Raw genomic sequence first — 15384 nt, 5'->3', positions numbered from 1 at the left:
GGGGCGGGCCCCCGCCTTCAGGAGCGGGGCCGCACCCGGCCCGAGACCAGCGCGCCGAACAGTGCCACGCCGGTCATCACCAGGAAGATCACCGCGAACGCCGCCGCCGGTACCGGCGAGTCCCGGGCGGCCGCCAGCGAGCCGCCGCCCAGGCCCGCGAAGAGCACTCCGGACAGGCCGATCAGCAGGACGTTGCCCAGCGCGTCGCTCATCTGCAGTGCGGCCGAGTTGGCCCCGGCGTCCTCGGGGGCGGACAGCTTCATCATCAGCACGCTGATGCTCGCCACCGCCAGGCCCATGCCCATCCCGCCCACGGCCCAGGCCACCGACGCCGCCCAGGTCGGTACGGCCGGCACCAGTACCAGCGTCGTCCCCGCTATCGCCACGGCCGTCAGCACGAAGCCGAGCCGGATCATCGTCTCCCGGTGGCGCTGCAGACCGGGGCGCCCCTGCAGCCAGGAGCCCAGCGCCCAGGAGAGCCCGCCACTGGTCAGCGTCAGGCCGGCCAGCGTCGGGGAGAGGCCGCGCCGGGTCACCATCATCAGCGGGATGAAGGCCTCCGAGGCGAAGAACGCACCCGCCGCCACCCCGCGCAGCAGGATCACCGCCGGCAGTCCGCGCGCCGCCCGCAGCGTGCCTGCGGGCAGCAGCCGCAGCACGGCCGGAAGCAGCAGTCCGGCGCCCGCCAGCCCCGGGAGGATCGCGAGCAGGTCGAGCCGCTGGCCCGCGTACTGCAGCAGGCCCGCGCCGAGTGCGGCCATCGCCGCGAACCCCGAACGCCTGCGGTCGAACTCCGGACGCGGCGCTGCCGCCGACCTCCGCTGCTCCCGCTCGCTGCGGTGCAGCGCCGGTCCCATCACCGCCAGCGGCAGCAGGATCAGCACCGGTACGGCCAGGAACACCCAGCGCCAGCCCAGGTGCTGGGTCACCGCGCCCGACACCGCAGGACCGAGGATGGACGGCAGGACCCAGGCAGCGGAGAACGCCGCGAACACCGACGGGCGCAGCCGCTCGGGAAACGCCCGTCCGACCACGACGTACAGCGCGACGATCACCAGCCCGCCGCCCAGCCCCTGGATCGCCCGCCCGGCGACGAACAGCCACATGTCGGCCGCCGTCCCCGCCACCACCAGACCGGCCCCGAACACCACGATCCCGGAGAGCAGCGGCCCCATCGGCCCCTTGCGGTCGCACCACTGCCCGGAGACCACCAGCGCGAAGAGCGTGCTGGTGAAGTAGCCGGAGAAGGCGAAGGCGTACAGTCCGAGCCCGTCGAGCTGGCGGGCCGCCACCGGCATCGCGGTGTTCACCGCCGTCGCCTCGAAGGCCAGCAGCAGGACGACCGAGACTATGCCCAGGGTCAGCGCCCGGTACGGGGCGCCGAGGACTCCTCCGGTGTCGCCACCGGTCTGTGTCGCGGTCGCGGCGGACGAGGTCGTGGCGGAGGTGGAGGAGGCCGTGGTCATGCCCATCATGGTAAGTGCCTATTAACCGATTCACTCCTGACCTGCGGTCCCGCGGCCGCTCCCCCATCGGTCCTAGGACCCCAGCGGGCCACCGGCGTCAGTGCAGAACCTTCAGCCCCGCCACGCCACCGAGAATCAGCACCAGGCAGGTCACCCGGGCCGCCGTCGCCGCGTCGCCCATCACCGCCATGCCGTACAGCGCGGTACCGATCGCACCGATCCCCACCCACACCGCGTAGCCCGTCCCCAACGGGATGCTCCGCATCGCGTACGCCAGTCCGGCCATGCTCAACGCCAGCGCCACCACGAACACCAGGCTCGGCACCAGCCGCGAGAACCCCTTGGACGCCTCCAGCGCCACCGCCCACACGGTCTCCAGCACACCGGCGACGATCAGAACCGACCAGGCCATGACGGGACGCTCCTCCGCAGTAGTGGACGGCCGAGCCCTGCCGGGCCCTGCCGCTGTACTGCGCCGTCTTGTCATACCGGGTACGACGCGCCTCGTCCGGGGTGATCAACTCACCTGCTCTCGACGGTAGCACAGGACGACACACAGAATTCATATTCGGATATTGACGTGCCCCACCGGTTCCCGCATAAGATGAATTCATCGACGCGGCACCCCGGTTGAATCGGGGCAGAAACGACAGGAGCAGGCCATGAGCAGGAGGACGGCGACCATCGCACTGCCGCACACCTGCGCCGCTCCCTGTTGTCCCGCCTGTGGCCCGCGTGGCACCTGTAGCGCCGGTTACACCTGCAGCCCCTGTAGCGCCTGAGTACAGCCTCCACCTGGCGCGGACCAGCATCCGCCGCCGTCCACGGCCGTGTGCCCGAGTGGTTTAGGGAACCGCCTGCAAAGCGGTTTACACGGGTTCGATTCCCGTCATGGCCTCCACACTCGAATTGCCGATCGGAGAATTACCGCCGATCGGCAATTCGGCATTCCCCGGCATTATGAGGCCGGACATTTTCGGGAAATCCGCAGCACCAAAGCCCGTGGGGCGCCCTCCGGCTGGAGAACGCCCCACGTTTCAGTCCGACAGTCGGCTACTCGATGACCGGCGGGTTGGCCGAGCCTCCGGTACGCCAGGTGTCCTCGTCCTCGACGAGGTAGTCCGGCCGGTTGCCGTTCTTGCCCTTCTTCTTGTTGCCGGCCGCGCCGCCGGGAGCCCCGTGGGCTCCGGCCGCACCCTGGGTGCCGTTGGCGCGGGCCTTGCCCAGGCCCGAACCACCCTCGGTGAAGGCCCGACCGCTGGCACTGCCGGGACGGGCACCGCCGACCGTTCCGCCGCTGCGCCGGACCAGGCCGCTGCCGCCCTTGCCGGCCGCGCCCTTGCCACCCGCACCGGCGCCACCGGCGTGCGCCCCGCCCATACCGGGCATGCCCGGACGGCCCTGGCCCGCGCCCGCACCACCTGCGGCACCCGCACCGGACCCGCCGGCACCGCCGGCCGCACCACGGCCCGCGCCCGCACCGGCCCCGGCACCCCCACCACCGGTCGAACCCGCGCCCGGACGGCTGCCGGTCGGGACGGTCCTACCGCCACCGGGCCGACCACCACCGGGCAGGCCACCGCCAGGCAGACCGCCACCAGGCAGACCACCGGGGAAGCCACCGCCGGGCAGACCACCACCGGGCACACCGCCGCCGGGCAGACCACCACCCGGCAGACCACCACCGGGCACACCGCCGCCGGGCAGACCGCCACCCGGCAGCGAGCCGGTGCCCGGAGGCACGGTCGGCGCGGGCGGCAGCGAGTCGATCCCGGTGTGGGCGGGCGGCACGATCGGCGGCATGCTGCCGACCGGCCCACCCGGACCACCCGGGTGCCCCGGCGTAACGGGCCCGGTCGGGTAGGTCGGGTTGTGCTGCGGCGGCAGATTCGGCGGCTGGTACCCGGGCATGCCGGGGGTACCGACGTTGCCGCCGCCACCCTGGCCGCCCTGACCGTCGGAACCGCCGGGGCCCTGCGGGGTCGGGTTGTGCGGCATGGAAGGCATGGGCTCGGGAGCGACGCCGACCGGAGCGGGGTTCTCGGGCTTCGGCGGGAAGCCCTGCTCCCGTCCTCCGTATCCACTCTCGCCGGGCGTGTTGAGGTATCCGGCGGCCTGGGTGTACTGCGGCCCCAGTTGCTCCATCACACCGATCGCGTACTGGTGCGAGATCTCGGTCGCCGACAGCTGGTCGTAGTTCTTGTTGACGGCAGCGAAACGGTCCATGCCGCCGGCCAGGTCGGCCTTGAACTGCGCGTCGGAGCGGTCCCCGAGGTCGCTGACGAACTTCAGTCCGCTGTCGACCGAGCTGGGCACGGTGATCTGCTTCATGCTCGAGGCAGCCTGATCGAGCGCCGTACCGGCGAAGTTTATCGCGGTGGAGGTACTGGCGGCGTGGTCCGCCGTGTTCGTCATGCTGGTCTGGATCTCACCGGCTCGCCTGACGAAACCCTGCGAGGCTGTGCCCTCCCAGTTCTGGGTCGCGTGCTGCACCGCCTGCTGAAGGTCGGTGGCTGCACTGCGCAGCTCCGCCTCCACGCTCTTCCAGTGGTCGCTGACCTCCTTGAGCCGCCCCGGGTTGGAGCTCTCGAGCATCCCCTTGAGAGGGACGAGGTCGTACTTGTCGAAGCTCGTCTTGTCCGCAGCCATCAGACTTGCCCTTCCTGCTTCCGCATGGCCGCGACCTGCTGCTCGTCGTCGTTGCGGTAGGCGTCGTTGACCGTCTTGGTCTTGTTCCCGAAGTCGTTGATCAGGGAGTCCAGCTGAGAGACCATCCCCGCCAGGAACTGCTGCATTTTGTCGTGCGCCGCATACATGGCCTGCGCCTCGGCGAAGTCGCCGCCGAAGTCCGAACGGGCAACGACGGTGTTGTACTTGGACTTGTTGGCGGTCTGGCCGAGGTTCTGTTGGAGGGCCCGCAGTCGCTTGACCACCGCCTCCAACTCGTCGATGTCGACACGGAATCCGTCGGACATACGGCTCTCTCCCCCTGGAGTGTCGATGCTTCCCCGTCTGGCACTGGCTCCGGCGGGTGGTGATGGTGTCCTAGCTGGCGGACAGCAACTCGATAGCTAGGGCGTTCGATGGTAGCGCTTACCCAAAGGGTGCTGACACACCCTCAGTGCTGCTGGTTCCCGCCCTGTCCGTACGGGTTGTCCTGGTACGGCTGCTGGGGCGGGTAGCCGGGCGGCGGAACCTGGTTTCCGTAGGGCGGCTGAGGCTGGTTCGGGTACGGCGGCTGGGCCTGCTGCGGCCACGCGGGCGGAGTGCCGTACTGCTGCGGAGCGCCGTAGGGCTGTGCACCGTACGGGGCCTGACCAGGCTGGCTCTGACCGGACTTCCGGCGACGGGACACCACCACGATCACCGCGATCACAGCAGCCAGGAACACCACACCGAGGGCGGCGGCGAAGAGGACGGTGGAGCTCTTGGCGTTCGACGACTTGATGACCGGCGGCTGCCCGATCGATCCAGGACCCGCTGTGCCAGCGGTCGTGCCGCCAGGGGAAGTTGCTCCGGGCGTCTGGCTTCCGCTCCCCGTGTCACCAGCCCCCGCAGGCTTCGCGAGCGGGCCCTGCGCCGAGCCGGCGGGGATGTCCTGGGTGAGCGCCTCGTACGGGCGGATGATGCCGTATCCGTAATGCTCATCAGGCAGCTTGGCACCACTGAGAGAGGGCGGCACCAAGGCTGACTTCACCAACCGGTTGGCAACCTGGCCAGCAGTCAGCTTCGGGAACTTGGCGCGGACCAACGCGGCTGCTGCGGAGACGTAGGCCGTCGAGTCGGAGGTTCCGGGCCCGATGCAGTACTGCCCGCCGTCACATGCGCCGGTGCCGACGATGTCGACGCCGGGGGCCGTGAGCATGACCTCCGGTCCGTGGTTGGACCTGCTCCAGATGTTGTTGTTCTTGTCCACCGCGCCGACCGCCAGCACGCCCGGTTCGTTCGCAGGGAAGGACACCGAGGAATTCCCCTCGTTGCCGGCCGCGACAACAATGAGGACGTCGTTCTTCGCGGCATACGCGACTGCGTCCGCCATCTTGGGGTTCTTGAAAATGGGATTGCCCAGCGAGATGTTGATCACCTTGGCCTGGTGGTCCACAGCCCACTTGATGTCCTCGGGAATGGCGTCGGTGTCCCCCGCCGTCGTCTTGTAGATGGGCAGAATCTTGACACCCGGCGCAAGACCGACAGCACCGTCCCCGTTCCCATGGCCATGAGCGGCGATCAGACCGGCCATCTTGGTACCGTGCGGGTCTGTCGGATGCGTGTTCAGCCCCGTCCCGCTCGGGTCGTAGCCCTCCAGTACCTGCCCCGACAGGTCCGGGTGGCTTGCGTCCACTCCACTGTCGATCAGTGCGACGATGACGCCGTCGCCCCTGCTCACCGACCAGACCTTCTGCAGGTCGAACTCCTGGTTCGCCCACTGCGCGTCGCGGACCTGGTCCGCGCTCGCGAAGGGCGTGACCGTCAGGAGGAGGCCGCCGGCCAGTGTGGTGGCGCCGAGTGCGCGCATGGTCCTGCTGAGCGTCATCTCTTCCCCGTCACCCTGTCAGTAGGCTTCTGTTGTCCGTCTGCGCCCCGCGAGCACATGAAGGCAGCGGATCGATCGTATCGCCCGATACAGCGGAGCGGACAGCGGCCCACGGCTCTGCACGGCTTCTGCACGGTGCAGTTGGCCGACTTTGACCATCCGTTGACCCCGGCATCGGCTCCGGCGCTGATCCACCGTCGGAAGCAGCCGTCGCCGCCTCCGCCGCTCAGCCGACGATCGCGTCCTCCGGCAGGATCGGCAGCCGTCCGACCGGCAGGCCGGTGGCCGCCCGCACGGCGGCGGCGACGGCGGCGGGGGCGACCACGGCGGGTACGGCGCTGACGGCCTTGGCGCCGAAGGTGGCGACGACGTCGCGTTCCTCCAGCAGGGCGGCGATCCGGACGTCGGGGGTGTCCAGGGCGGTGGGGAGGCGGTAGCCGGTGAGTGAGGCGTTGAGGATGCGGCCGCCGTCGGTGCGCAGGTCCTCCAGCAGGGCCAGGCCGACGCCCTGGGCGACGGCGGCCTCGATCCGGTCCTCGATCTGGCGCGGGTTCAGGGCCCGGCCGACGTCCTGGGCCACCGTCACGTCGACGACCCGCACCGCGCCCAGCTCGATGTCGACGTCGACCACGGCGCGCATGGCGCAGAAGGCGATGGAGACGAAGGCGTCGCCCTGGCCCGACTCGTCCAGCGGCTCGGTGGGGTGCGGACGGCACTGGGCGGTCGCCCAGAGCTCCTTGCCCTCCAGTGCTTCGGCGACGGGCATCCCCAGGACTCCGTCGTAGGAGGTGATCTTGCCGTCGGCGATCGACAGCAGCTCGACCGACATGCCGAAGTTGGCGGCGATCGGCTGGAGCAGCTGGTGGCGGACCATCAGGGCGGCCCGCTCGACCGCGCCGCCCGAGACCCAGGTGTGCCGTCCGCGCGCGGACGGGCCCGCGACCGACTGGTCGCTGTCGACCGGCGCGATGTAGACCTCGGAGACGCCGAGGACCGACTGCACGATCTGCCGCGCCAGGGTGGCGAAGCCCTGGCCGACGTCGACCGCCGCGCAGATCACCGTCGCATGGTTGCCGCTGACCCGGACGGTGGCGGTGGAGACCTCGTCCTCGCCCTCCGCGCCGAGCATGTGCACCATGCCGACCGCGTAGCCGATGCCGCGCCGTACCGCCGCCGGGTCGCCCGCGCCGCCGGGGCCGCCGGGGAGCAGCCAGTCGGCCTCGGGGTCGTCCAGCGGCAGGGCGGGCAGCGGGGAGTCGGTGAGCGCGTCGAGCAGGGCGGCGACCGGGGCCGGGCAGGTGACGGCCTGTCCGGTGGGCATCGGGTCGCCGGTGGCCATGGCGTTGCGGCGGCGGATCTCCAGCGGGTCGATGCCCAGCTGTACGGCCAGCTGGTCGAGCTGGGACTCGTACGCGAAGCAGGTCTGCAGGGCGCCCTCGCCGCGCATCCGCCCCGCGGGCGGGTTGTTGGTGCGTACGGCCCAGGCGTCCACGAAGACGTTCGCGCAGACGTAGGGGCCCACCGAGAAGGCCGCTGCGGCGGCCAGAGCCTCCGAGGAGACGTCGGCGTACGCGCCGCCGTCCAGCAGGATCTGTGCCTCGACCTTGACCAGCTTGCCCTCGGCGTCCGCGTGGTGGCGGTAGCGCAGCAGGGCGGGATGGCGGCTGGTGTGGGCGTGGAAGGACTCCTCGCGGGTGAGGGTCATCTTCACGGGGCGGCCGGTACGCAGCGCGAGCAGCGCGAGGGTGACCTGGAAGGAGAGGTCCTCGCGGTCGCTGGTGGCACCGGGGACGCCGGTGACGACCAGCCGGACCCGGTCGGGTTCGAGGCCGAGGCAGGCGGCGGTGCGGTCCCGGTCGCCGTGCGGGTCGGTGGAGGAGAGGTGGAGTTCGACGCCGCCGTCGGGCCGGGGCACGGCCAGTCCGGCCTCGGAGCCGAGCGGGGCCGGGTCCTGCCGGCCGACCTGGTAGAGGCCCTCGACGACGATCTCGCCGACCGCCTCCGGGTCGCCGGTGCGCAGCGGGAGGTGCCGGAAGAGGTTGCCCTCGGGGTGCAGCGGCGGGACGTTGAAGGACTGCTCGGGGTCGGTGACCGCCTCCAGCAGTTCGTACTCGACCAGGATCGAGGCCGCGGCCAGCCGGGCGGTGTCGGGGTGGTCGGCGGCGACGGCGGCGACCGGTTCGCCGTGGTGGCGGACCACCCCGCAGGCGAGGATCGGCCGGTCGGCGACGATCGGCCCGGACGGTGCGCCGTCGGGCGTGCCCTCGGGCCCCGGCGGCAGGTCGGCGGCCGTGACCACGGCGTGGACGCCGGGCAGGGCGAGCGCGGGGGTGGTGTCGATCGCGACGATCCGCGCATGCGGGTGCGGCGAGCGCAGGACGGCGCCCCAGAGCAGGCCCTCGGCCCACAGGTCGGCGGCGTAGGGGTAGATGCCGAGCGCCTTGGGGAGGGCGTCGGTGCGCAGGGCGGTGCTGCCGAGGCCGAAGGGTTCGGCGTCCTGCGACTCCTCGGGGGCCGCCGAGGGGAGATCGGTCGGCGAGGAGATGTCGGTCGGCGAGCTCACGCATCCACCTCACTGCGCCCGGCGTCGCTCGATGCGCGCCCCGTTCTGATTCGCTCGCTCATGCGTGGTCGTCCTCGCGGATGCCGTGGGCGGGGGTGGTGCCGTCGTAGCCCTCGTAGACGGGGGCGCTGTCCGCGAAGGGGGTGCCGTGCGCGGGAGCCGGGACGTACGGGGTGCCGTGGGCGGGGGTGCTCTCGTAGAGCGGGCCGTCGCCCACCACGCCGTGGACGGGGGCGGCCTCGAAGTGGCTCTGGCCGTACGCCGTGTCGTAGGAGGCGTCGTAGGGGGCCGCGTACGAGGACTGGGTCTCGTACCCGGGGTCGTACGGCGTGCCGTGCGCCGGGGTGGCGGTGTAGCCGGGGTACGGCTCGTAGATGCCGGTCTGGTGGGCGCCGGCGGAGCCGTAGTCGATGCCGACCCCGGTACCGGCCGTGGTGGGCTCGGTCGGGTACGGGACCTCGGCCTCGACCCAGGCCTCGGAGTCCGCGTAGATCGGCGGCTCCGCGACCTGCATGGGCAGATCGGTCATGGGGTACGCCGGCATGGGCTGACCGGGCACGGGCTGGGCGAGCCCGGCGTCCGGCACGGCGGCGTGGCCGGACTCGGTGTGCGAGGCGGCGTCGGCTCCGCCCGGCTCGACCACGGGGGCCGCCGGGGCGGTGTGGGCGGTCGCGGCACCGGGGACGGCCGAGGGCACCGGCGCGGCTGCCTCGCCGGCGGCCGCCGCCTCGTCCTCGGCGATCTCCTCCTCGGCGCCGCGCGCCTCGGCGACGGCCTGCACGGCGGCGAGCACGCCCCGGTAGCCGGTGCAGCGGCAGAGGTTGCCGCAGAGTGCCTGGCGGGCCTCGACCTCGCTGGGCCGGTGGTTGCGCTGGAGCAGGTCGTGCACGGCCATGGCCAGGCCGGGGGTGCAGTAGCCGCACTGGACGGCACCCGAGTCGGCGAGTGCCTGCTGGACGTCGCTGGCGGCACCGCCCGCCGAGAGGCCCTCGACCGTGGCGATCTCGCTGTCGGAGGCGAGCGCGGCGGGCACCAGGCAGCCGGCCACCAGCTGGCCGTCCACCAGCACCGAGCAGGCGCCGCACTCACCCTGCTCGCAGCCGTCCTTGGCCCCGGCCAGGCCGAGGCGCTCACGCAGCACGTAGAGCAGGCTCTCGCCGATCCAGGCGTCGGTGACGGGCCGTTCGAAGCCGTTGACGCGCAGGGTGTACGAGGCGCAGGGGCGGCCGTCGCCACCGAACTCCACCGGCCCGAGGCCGAGCGGGCCGGCGCCCAGCGGATCCACACCCAGTGGTCCGGTGCCCAGCGGATCCACGCCCAGCGGGCCGAGCTCGGCCGAGCCGACGCCCGGGTACTCGGGTCCGACCTGGCCGGATCCGACCGCGCCGGAGTCGATCGGGTCTGTCGTCGTCACTTCAGCGCCCTTCCCAATGCCCGTCGGGCCAGCACCGATACCGTACGCCGCAGCCGTAGGGCCACCGCGCCCGGCCCCTCGGGACCGCCGTCCAACGCACCGTCGGGGATGCAGGCCCCCGCCACGTACTCGCCGAAGGCGGCGGCCGCCGCCGGGTCGATCAGGGCTGCGCCCTCCTCGCCCCTGGCGTCCCAGTCGATGCAGCCGGCCACCCAGGTCTCCGCCTCCAGCGGGCGCAGCGGTACGGGGGCGACGGCGCCGACCGCGCAGCGCACGGCGCGCCGGGCGGGGTCGAGGACCAGGGCCACCGAGGCGGTGGCGCGGGCGGGACCGCTGCGGCTGGTGGCCTTGAGGAAGACCTGCGGGGCGTGCAGCAGCGGGACGCGCACCCAGGTGAGCAGTTCGCCGGGGCGCAGCGGGTCGAGCCCGGTGAGCAGGTGACTGATCGGGACCTCGCGGGTGCCACCGGCACGGGCCAGGGTGGCGGTCGCCTCCAGGACCGCGAGGACGGGGAGGGTGTCGCCGGCCGGCGCCGCGGTGGCGATGTTGCCGCCGAGCGTGCCCACGTTGCGGACCTGTGGGGGACCGGCGGTCCGGGCCGCGTCGGCCAGGGCGGGGATGAGCGCGGCGAAGTCGGGGCGGTCCATCCGGGCGTGGGTCAGACCGGCGCCCAGGACGGCGGTGCCGCCGTCCTCGTAGCGCCAGCCGCGCAGCTCGGTGATCCGGCCGAGGCCGATCAGCGCGGCCGGGCGGAGCCGTCCCGCGTTGACGGCTTCCATCAGGTCGGTGGCCCCGGCCACCGGCACCGCGCCTGGGGTGACTGCCAGCGCCTCCACGGCCTCGTCGAGCGAGGCCGGCAGCATGATCGTCCGGTTCACCTGGATTCCACCGTGCTCCACTTGCTCATCGAACTGCCTGACCCTCGGCCTCCGGCCGGGGGACCCCCACCCCGGCCCTCCGGACGGGGGTACCACCGTCCAGCCTCCGGCCGGGGCTTCAGCCCCATCGGCAGTGCGGCCTGGCCCGTAGGGTACGGGCGATCGGTGCGGGTTGGGCAACTCTGGCACACAAAGCGCAGTGATCATTTCCCGGTAGGCACGGGCAAGCAGGCGGATTCCCGGACGAATCCGGCCGGAGTCCGTCGTGATGCCGTCCGAACGGGATCGGTTGGTCACCAGTTCTTGACGCCCCGCCACCCGGGCGAGTTCCCGGTACCGGCCGTCCGGTGGATCAATTCTCGCCCAGCCGGACACCCCGTGTCACCGCCCCCAGGGATGATCTTGGTCGCATTCGGCGGACCTAGCGTGGAGGCACCCACTCCCGCCCACCGAGGAGCCGAGATGGCCCAGCAGCACGAACCCGGCACCTTCGCCCGACTCGCCGCCGAACTGACCGCGATGGCCGCCGCGGACCACGCGGCCTCGGCCGGTGCCCACAGCCCCGACCTCGCCGAGCAGCTGACCTGGCGACGGCTGACCGCCCGCCACGGCGAGCGGCTGGACGAGGCCATGGCCGCGCACGGCTGGCCGACCGCCGAGCTGGTCGGCCCGGAGGCGGCTCGTGCGGCCTGGCTGATCGCCCAGCACGCGGACCGCCGCGCCGACATCCAGCGGCGCGCCCTCGACCTGCTGACGGCGGCCGTCGAGGCAGGCCGGGCGGACGCCCGCGACCTCGCCTTCCTGCATGACCGGACCCTGGTCAACGAAGGCCGCCCGCAGCGCTACGGCACCCAGATCGGCGCGGTGGTGGACGGTGCCCCCGTCCCGTGGCCATGCGAACAGCCCGACCGGGTGGACGAGCTGCGCGCCGGGGTCGGCATCGAGCCCTTCGCCGTCTACACCGCCGAGCACGCCCCGCGCTAGCGCCTGCCCGGGGCCGACGAGCGGGCTTCCAGCGGCACGAGGGCAAGCCCGTCCCCGGGGAGCGCCCCAGCAGATCCGCTCCGGCACATCCACCCGGCCCCACAGCCCTCGTGCCCCTCGGGAGGCGGCCGTCAGACCGCCGGCGGCGGCCCGTCCACGGGTCGGCCGAGGACGCCGGGGCGGCGCTGCCAGGGATGGGGCCCACCGCTCGGGCGGTACTCGACGCCGAGCGCGTCGAGCCTGGCGTAGTGGGCCGTCATCCGCCGCTCGAAGTCGGCGAGATCGCGCTCGGCGGGGGCGGGCAGCGTGGACCAGGCGACCTCGGCGAAGGCGGCGAGGCGCGGGAAGGCCCGGTAGTCCACGTCGCGGGCGTCGTCCGTGAACTCGGTCCACAGGTTCGCCTGGGTGCCGATCACGTGCCGGGCCGCCACCGGGTCCAGCTCCGGCGGCGCCGGCTCGAACCGGTAGACGTCGGCCAGGCTGCGCACGTACCCGACCGGGATCGGCTCGTCGTCCCCGGGGGACTGCCGGTGGTCGAGGTAGACGTGCTGCTCGGGGCACATCACCACGTCGTGCCCGGCCCGCGCGGCGGCCACTCCGCCCGCGTAGCCGCGCCAGGAGGAGACCGCCGCGCGTGCGGGCCGCCGCGCGTGAGACCCCTCGGGGTCGGATCCGCCGGTCCCGTTCGGCTCCGCCCCGCCCTCCGGGCCGGTGGCGATGGCCAGGCCGCCCTCCAGGATCTCGTCCCAGCCGATCAGGCGGCGGCCGCAGTCGGCCAGCCAGTGGTCGAAGTGCCGGATGAACCAGCTCTGCAGCTCGTCCTCGTCGGCCAGCCCGAGCTCCTTGATCCGGGCCTGGGCCGCCGCGCTCTCGCGCCACTGGTCCTTGGGGCACTCGTCGCCGCCGAGGTGGACGAACTCGGACGGGAAGATCTCCAGCAGTTCCTCCAGCACCCCCTCGAAGAACCGCAGGGTCGCCTCGGAGACGTTGAGCACATGAGGGCTGACCCCCCAGTCGGTCCAGACGCCCAGCGAGGCGGTGTCCACCACGTCGGTGTTGCCGAGCTCGGGGTAGGCGGTGATGGCCGCCTGGGAATGGCCGGGCAGGTCGATCTCGGGGACCACGGTGATCTGCCGCCCGGCGGCGTACGCGACGATCTCGCGCAGGTCGTCCTGGGTGTAGTAGCCGCCGTGCGGCCGGTCGTCCCGCCGTTCGGCCGTCCGGAAGCCGACCATCGAGCGCTCGCGCCAGGCGCCGACCTCGGTCAGCCGGGGGTAGCGCTTGATCTCGACGCGCCAGCCCTGGTCGTCGGTCAGGTGCAGGTGCAGGACGTTGAGCTTGTGGACCGCCATCAGGTCGAGGAAGCGCAGCACGTCCGCCTTGGGCAGGAAGTGCCGGGAGACGTCCAGCAGCACCCCGCGCCAGCCGAACCTGGGGGCGTCCTCGATCTCGCAGCCCGGCAGCGCCCAGCCGGTGCGGCGCAGCGGCGCCCGCCGGTAGGCGTCCGGGCCGAGCAGCTGGCGCAGGGTCTGCGCGCCCCAGAACGCCCCGGCGGGGCCGCCCGCGGTGATCACGGCCCGGCGGCCGGCCACGGTCAGCCGGTACGCCTCCGGGGCGAGTGCGGCGTCCTGCCGCAGTTCGATGCCGTCGGCCGCACCGGCGGTGCCCGGGCGCAGCGGCAGGCCGGTGGCGGCGGCGAGAGCGGCCCTGAGCCAGGATTCGACGTCCGCGAGGCCGGCTTCGGCGGTCAGCGCGGTGGCGGGGCCGAGGGGGAACCGTTCCGCCGTCCGGGTCCGGACAGCACGCAGCGGGGCAGGGACGAGATCCACAGGGATGTCAGCCATGTCGACCATCCTGCCCCGCGCGGACCGAAGTGGCATAGACCAGTGACGGACCTGGCCGATGACCGCGGAGGTCGGGGGTTACTGGTCCCCGTCGTTGCCCTGCGGCTTGTCGATCCCCTCGAAGATCTCCTTGCACATCGGGCAGACCGGGTACTTCTTCGGGTCGCGTCCCGGCACCCAGACCTTGCCGCACAGCGCCACCACGGGAGTGCCGGACAGGGCACTCTCCATGATCTTGTCCTTCTGGACGTAGTGGGCGAAGCGCTCGTGGTCGCCGTCCCCGTGTGACACCTGGGGGACGGGCTCGACCAGGGTGCCGGTGCCGAGGCCGCGCTCGGGCTCAAGAGTGCTCATAGGTGCCTAGTCTATGGGGGCGGCTCGGAACCGGGCCAGCATCCGGCGGGCGGGTGAGTCCGCTCAGTTCAGCGTCGGGTCGTCCGGATAGGTGGCGAGTATCGCCAGCGGGCCGCGCTGACGGCGCAGGACCGAGCGCCAGAGCCGGTCGGGGTCGGGGCAGAAGATGTCGCCGGGCTCGGCCTCGACCAGGTGCCAGGCGCCCTCGGCCACCTCGTTCTCCAGCTGTCCCGGCGACCAGCCCGAGTACCCGGCGAAGACCCGCAGGCCACCCAGCTCCCCGGCCAGGATCTCCGGCGGCGCCTCCAGGTCGACCAGGCCGATCGCCCCGTGCACCCGCCGCCAGCCGAGCGGTTCGGCCTGTCCCGGCTCGCCGGGCACCACGGCGACCGCGAGCGCGGAGTCGAGCGCCACCGGGCCGCCCTGGAAGACCACCGAGGGTCTGCCGGCCAGGTCGGCCCAGCCGTCCAGCACGCTGCCCACCTCGATCGGGGTCGGCCGGTTGAGCACGACGCCGAGCGCTCCCTGCGCGTCGTGGTCGAGCAGCAGCACCACCGACCGGGCGAAGTTCGGGTCGGTCAGCAGGGGCGTCGCGACAAGGAGACGGCCGGTGTGCGAGAGGGCCGGTGTCATGCCCACATGATCCCGCAGTCGGGGCTCCGACGGGCGCCCAACACGAAAGCCGGTGGCCGTTGCCGAACACCCGTACGGACCAACTCGTCCGCCATGCAGCGCCCGCAGAGAGCACGATCACCAATAGGGCGCAAGGGAACCAATCGCCCGGCCATTACCATCTACGTGGTGGTGGCCCCCTGTCTCGATCGAGCCATGGTTGCCGCGCGCCTGCTGCCACCCGTACAGCGCCCCCGCAGGCTCCTGCCCCTTCCCCATGGCATCCCGTGATTGCGAGAACGATGACCGACGACGTCCTGCTGGTCCACGGCGGTAACCCGCTGGAGGGCGAGATCCAGATCCGCGGCGCGAAGAACCTCGTGCCCAAGGCCATGGTCGCCGCGCTGCTCGGGCAGGGCCCCAGCCGACTGCGCAACGTCCCCGACATCCGGGACGTCAAGGTCGTACGCGGGCTGCTCCAGCTCCACGGTGTGACGGTCCGCACGGGCGACGAGGACGGCGAGCTCATCCTCGACCCGTCGCACGTGGAGAGTGCCAACGTCGCGGACATCGACGCGCACGCCGGCTCCTCGCGGATCCCGATCCTGTTCTGCGGCCCGCTGCTGCACCGCCTCGGCCACGCCTTCATCCCCGGCCTCGGCGGCTGCGACATCGGCGGCCGTCCGGTGGACTTCCACTTCGAGGTGCTCCGCCAGTTCGGCGCCACCATCGAGA

11 protein-coding genes, 1 tRNA gene, 2 pseudogenes and 1 riboswitch are annotated in these 15384 nt (G+C 72.6%); of the genes and pseudogenes, 3 read left to right on the top strand and 11 right to left on the bottom strand.

The features are described from left to right. Positions 1-17 precede the first annotated feature (17 nt). Together UK12_RS12010 and UK12_RS12005 are read right to left on the bottom strand one after the other, a co-directional pair. Complete coding sequence (locus UK12_RS12010; protein ID WP_045302752.1) at positions 18-1466, bottom strand: MFS transporter; 1449 nt, start codon at positions 1464-1466, stop codon at positions 18-20. A 97-nt stretch (positions 1467-1563) separates the two neighbouring features. After that, positions 1564-1878, bottom strand: coding sequence for a DMT family transporter (locus tag UK12_RS12005; protein WP_045302750.1), 315 nt, complete (start codon positions 1876-1878; stop codon positions 1564-1566). A 57-nt stretch (positions 1879-1935) separates the two neighbouring features. Then, positions 1936-1998: riboswitch (guanidine-III (ykkC-III) riboswitch) on the bottom strand. Positions 1999-2292: 294 nt separating this feature from the next. On the opposite strand from UK12_RS12005, the gene UK12_RS12000 reads away from it, so the two are divergent. Continuing rightward, positions 2293-2367 (top strand) — tRNA-Cys (locus UK12_RS12000). Between the two features lie 152 nt (positions 2368-2519). On the opposite strand, the gene UK12_RS36525 is transcribed toward UK12_RS12000, so the two are convergent. The 6 genes and pseudogenes from UK12_RS36525 to UK12_RS11970 all read right to left on the bottom strand — a co-directional run bounded on the left by UK12_RS36525 (position 2520) and on the right by UK12_RS11970 (position 10855). Further along, positions 2520-4115 (bottom strand): WXG100 family type VII secretion target, encoded by a 1596-nt coding sequence (locus UK12_RS36525; protein ID WP_052681816.1) that lies wholly within the window; start codon positions 4113-4115, stop codon positions 2520-2522. Further along, a complete protein-coding gene (locus tag UK12_RS11990; RefSeq protein WP_045302748.1) occupies positions 4115-4441 on the bottom strand; it encodes a hypothetical protein in 327 nt (108 codons plus the stop codon). Before UK12_RS11990 ends, UK12_RS36525 begins: the two co-directional genes overlap by 1 nt. Before the next feature lie 143 nt (positions 4442-4584). Beyond that, positions 4585-5853, bottom strand: a complete 1269-nt coding sequence (locus UK12_RS11985; protein WP_197084777.1) for a S8 family serine peptidase — start codon at positions 5851-5853, stop codon at positions 4585-4587. A gap of 373 nt (positions 5854-6226) precedes the next feature. Continuing rightward, entirely contained in the window at positions 6227-8563 is a 2337-nt protein-coding gene (locus tag UK12_RS11980) for a xanthine dehydrogenase family protein molybdopterin-binding subunit (protein WP_082119535.1), read from the bottom strand. A gap of 766 nt (positions 8564-9329) precedes the next feature. Next, positions 9330-9767, bottom strand: a pseudogene (locus tag UK12_RS43180) ((2Fe-2S)-binding protein); the annotation flags it as partial. A gap of 206 nt (positions 9768-9973) precedes the next feature. Beyond that, the gene (locus UK12_RS11970; RefSeq protein ID WP_197084776.1) at positions 9974-10855 is read right to left on the bottom strand and encodes an FAD binding domain-containing protein; all 882 of its coding nucleotides are present in this window, start codon (positions 10853-10855) and stop codon (positions 9974-9976) included. A gap of 462 nt (positions 10856-11317) precedes the next feature. On the opposite strand from UK12_RS11970, the gene UK12_RS11965 reads away from it, so the two are divergent. Next, complete coding sequence (locus tag UK12_RS11965) at positions 11318-11839, top strand: DUF6624 domain-containing protein (protein WP_045302744.1); 522 nt, start codon at positions 11318-11320, stop codon at positions 11837-11839. A 131-nt stretch (positions 11840-11970) separates the two neighbouring features. Here the strand turns inward: UK12_RS11965 and UK12_RS11960 are convergent, their stop codons facing one another. From UK12_RS11960 to UK12_RS11950, 3 genes are all read right to left on the bottom strand, one after another. Continuing rightward, a complete protein-coding gene (locus UK12_RS11960) occupies positions 11971-13683 on the bottom strand; it encodes a beta-N-acetylhexosaminidase (protein WP_197084775.1) in 1713 nt (570 codons plus the stop codon). Positions 13684-13761: 78 nt separating this feature from the next. Next, positions 13762-14037, bottom strand: coding sequence for a DUF3039 domain-containing protein (locus UK12_RS11955; protein ID WP_045302740.1), 276 nt, complete (start codon positions 14035-14037; stop codon positions 13762-13764). Positions 14038-14100: 63 nt separating this feature from the next. Further along, positions 14101-14670 (bottom strand): YqgE/AlgH family protein, encoded by a 570-nt coding sequence (locus UK12_RS11950; RefSeq protein ID WP_045302736.1) that lies wholly within the window; start codon positions 14668-14670, stop codon positions 14101-14103. Positions 14671-14951: 281 nt separating this feature from the next. On the opposite strand from UK12_RS11950, the pseudogene UK12_RS11945 reads away from it, so the two are divergent. Then, positions 14952-15384, top strand: a pseudogene (locus UK12_RS11945) (UDP-N-acetylglucosamine 1-carboxyvinyltransferase); the annotation flags it as partial.

Origin of the sequence: Saccharothrix sp. ST-888 (assembly GCF_000955975.1) — a bacterium.
Taxonomy (GTDB): domain Bacteria; phylum Actinomycetota; class Actinomycetes; order Streptomycetales; family Streptomycetaceae; genus Kitasatospora.
The sequence above is the reverse complement of the archived record's forward strand: the minus strand, read 5'-3'. Positions and strand labels throughout refer to the sequence as shown.

Bases quoted from the DNA above. Each gene is read 5' to 3' on its own strand.
- UK12_RS12010 (WP_045302752.1), bottom strand. From the start codon at position 1,466: ATGACCACGGCCTCCTCCACCTCCGCCACGACCTCGTCCGCCGCGACC.
- UK12_RS12005 (WP_045302750.1), bottom strand. From the start codon at position 1,878: ATGGCCTGGTCGGTTCTGATCGTCGCCGGTGTGCTGGAGACCGTGTGG.
- UK12_RS36525 (WP_052681816.1), bottom strand. From the start codon at position 4,115: ATGGCTGCGGACAAGACGAGCTTCGACAAGTACGACCTCGTCCCTCTC.
- UK12_RS11990 (WP_045302748.1), bottom strand. From the start codon at position 4,441: ATGTCCGACGGATTCCGTGTCGACATCGACGAGTTGGAGGCGGTGGTC.
- UK12_RS11965 (WP_045302744.1), top strand. From the start codon at position 11,318: ATGGCCCAGCAGCACGAACCCGGCACCTTCGCCCGACTCGCCGCCGAA.
- UK12_RS11960 (WP_197084775.1), bottom strand. From the start codon at position 13,683: ATGGCTGACATCCCTGTGGATCTCGTCCCTGCCCCGCTGCGTGCTGTC.
- UK12_RS11955 (WP_045302740.1), bottom strand. From the start codon at position 14,037: ATGAGCACTCTTGAGCCCGAGCGCGGCCTCGGCACCGGCACCCTGGTC.
- UK12_RS11950 (WP_045302736.1), bottom strand. From the start codon at position 14,670: ATGACACCGGCCCTCTCGCACACCGGCCGTCTCCTTGTCGCGACGCCC.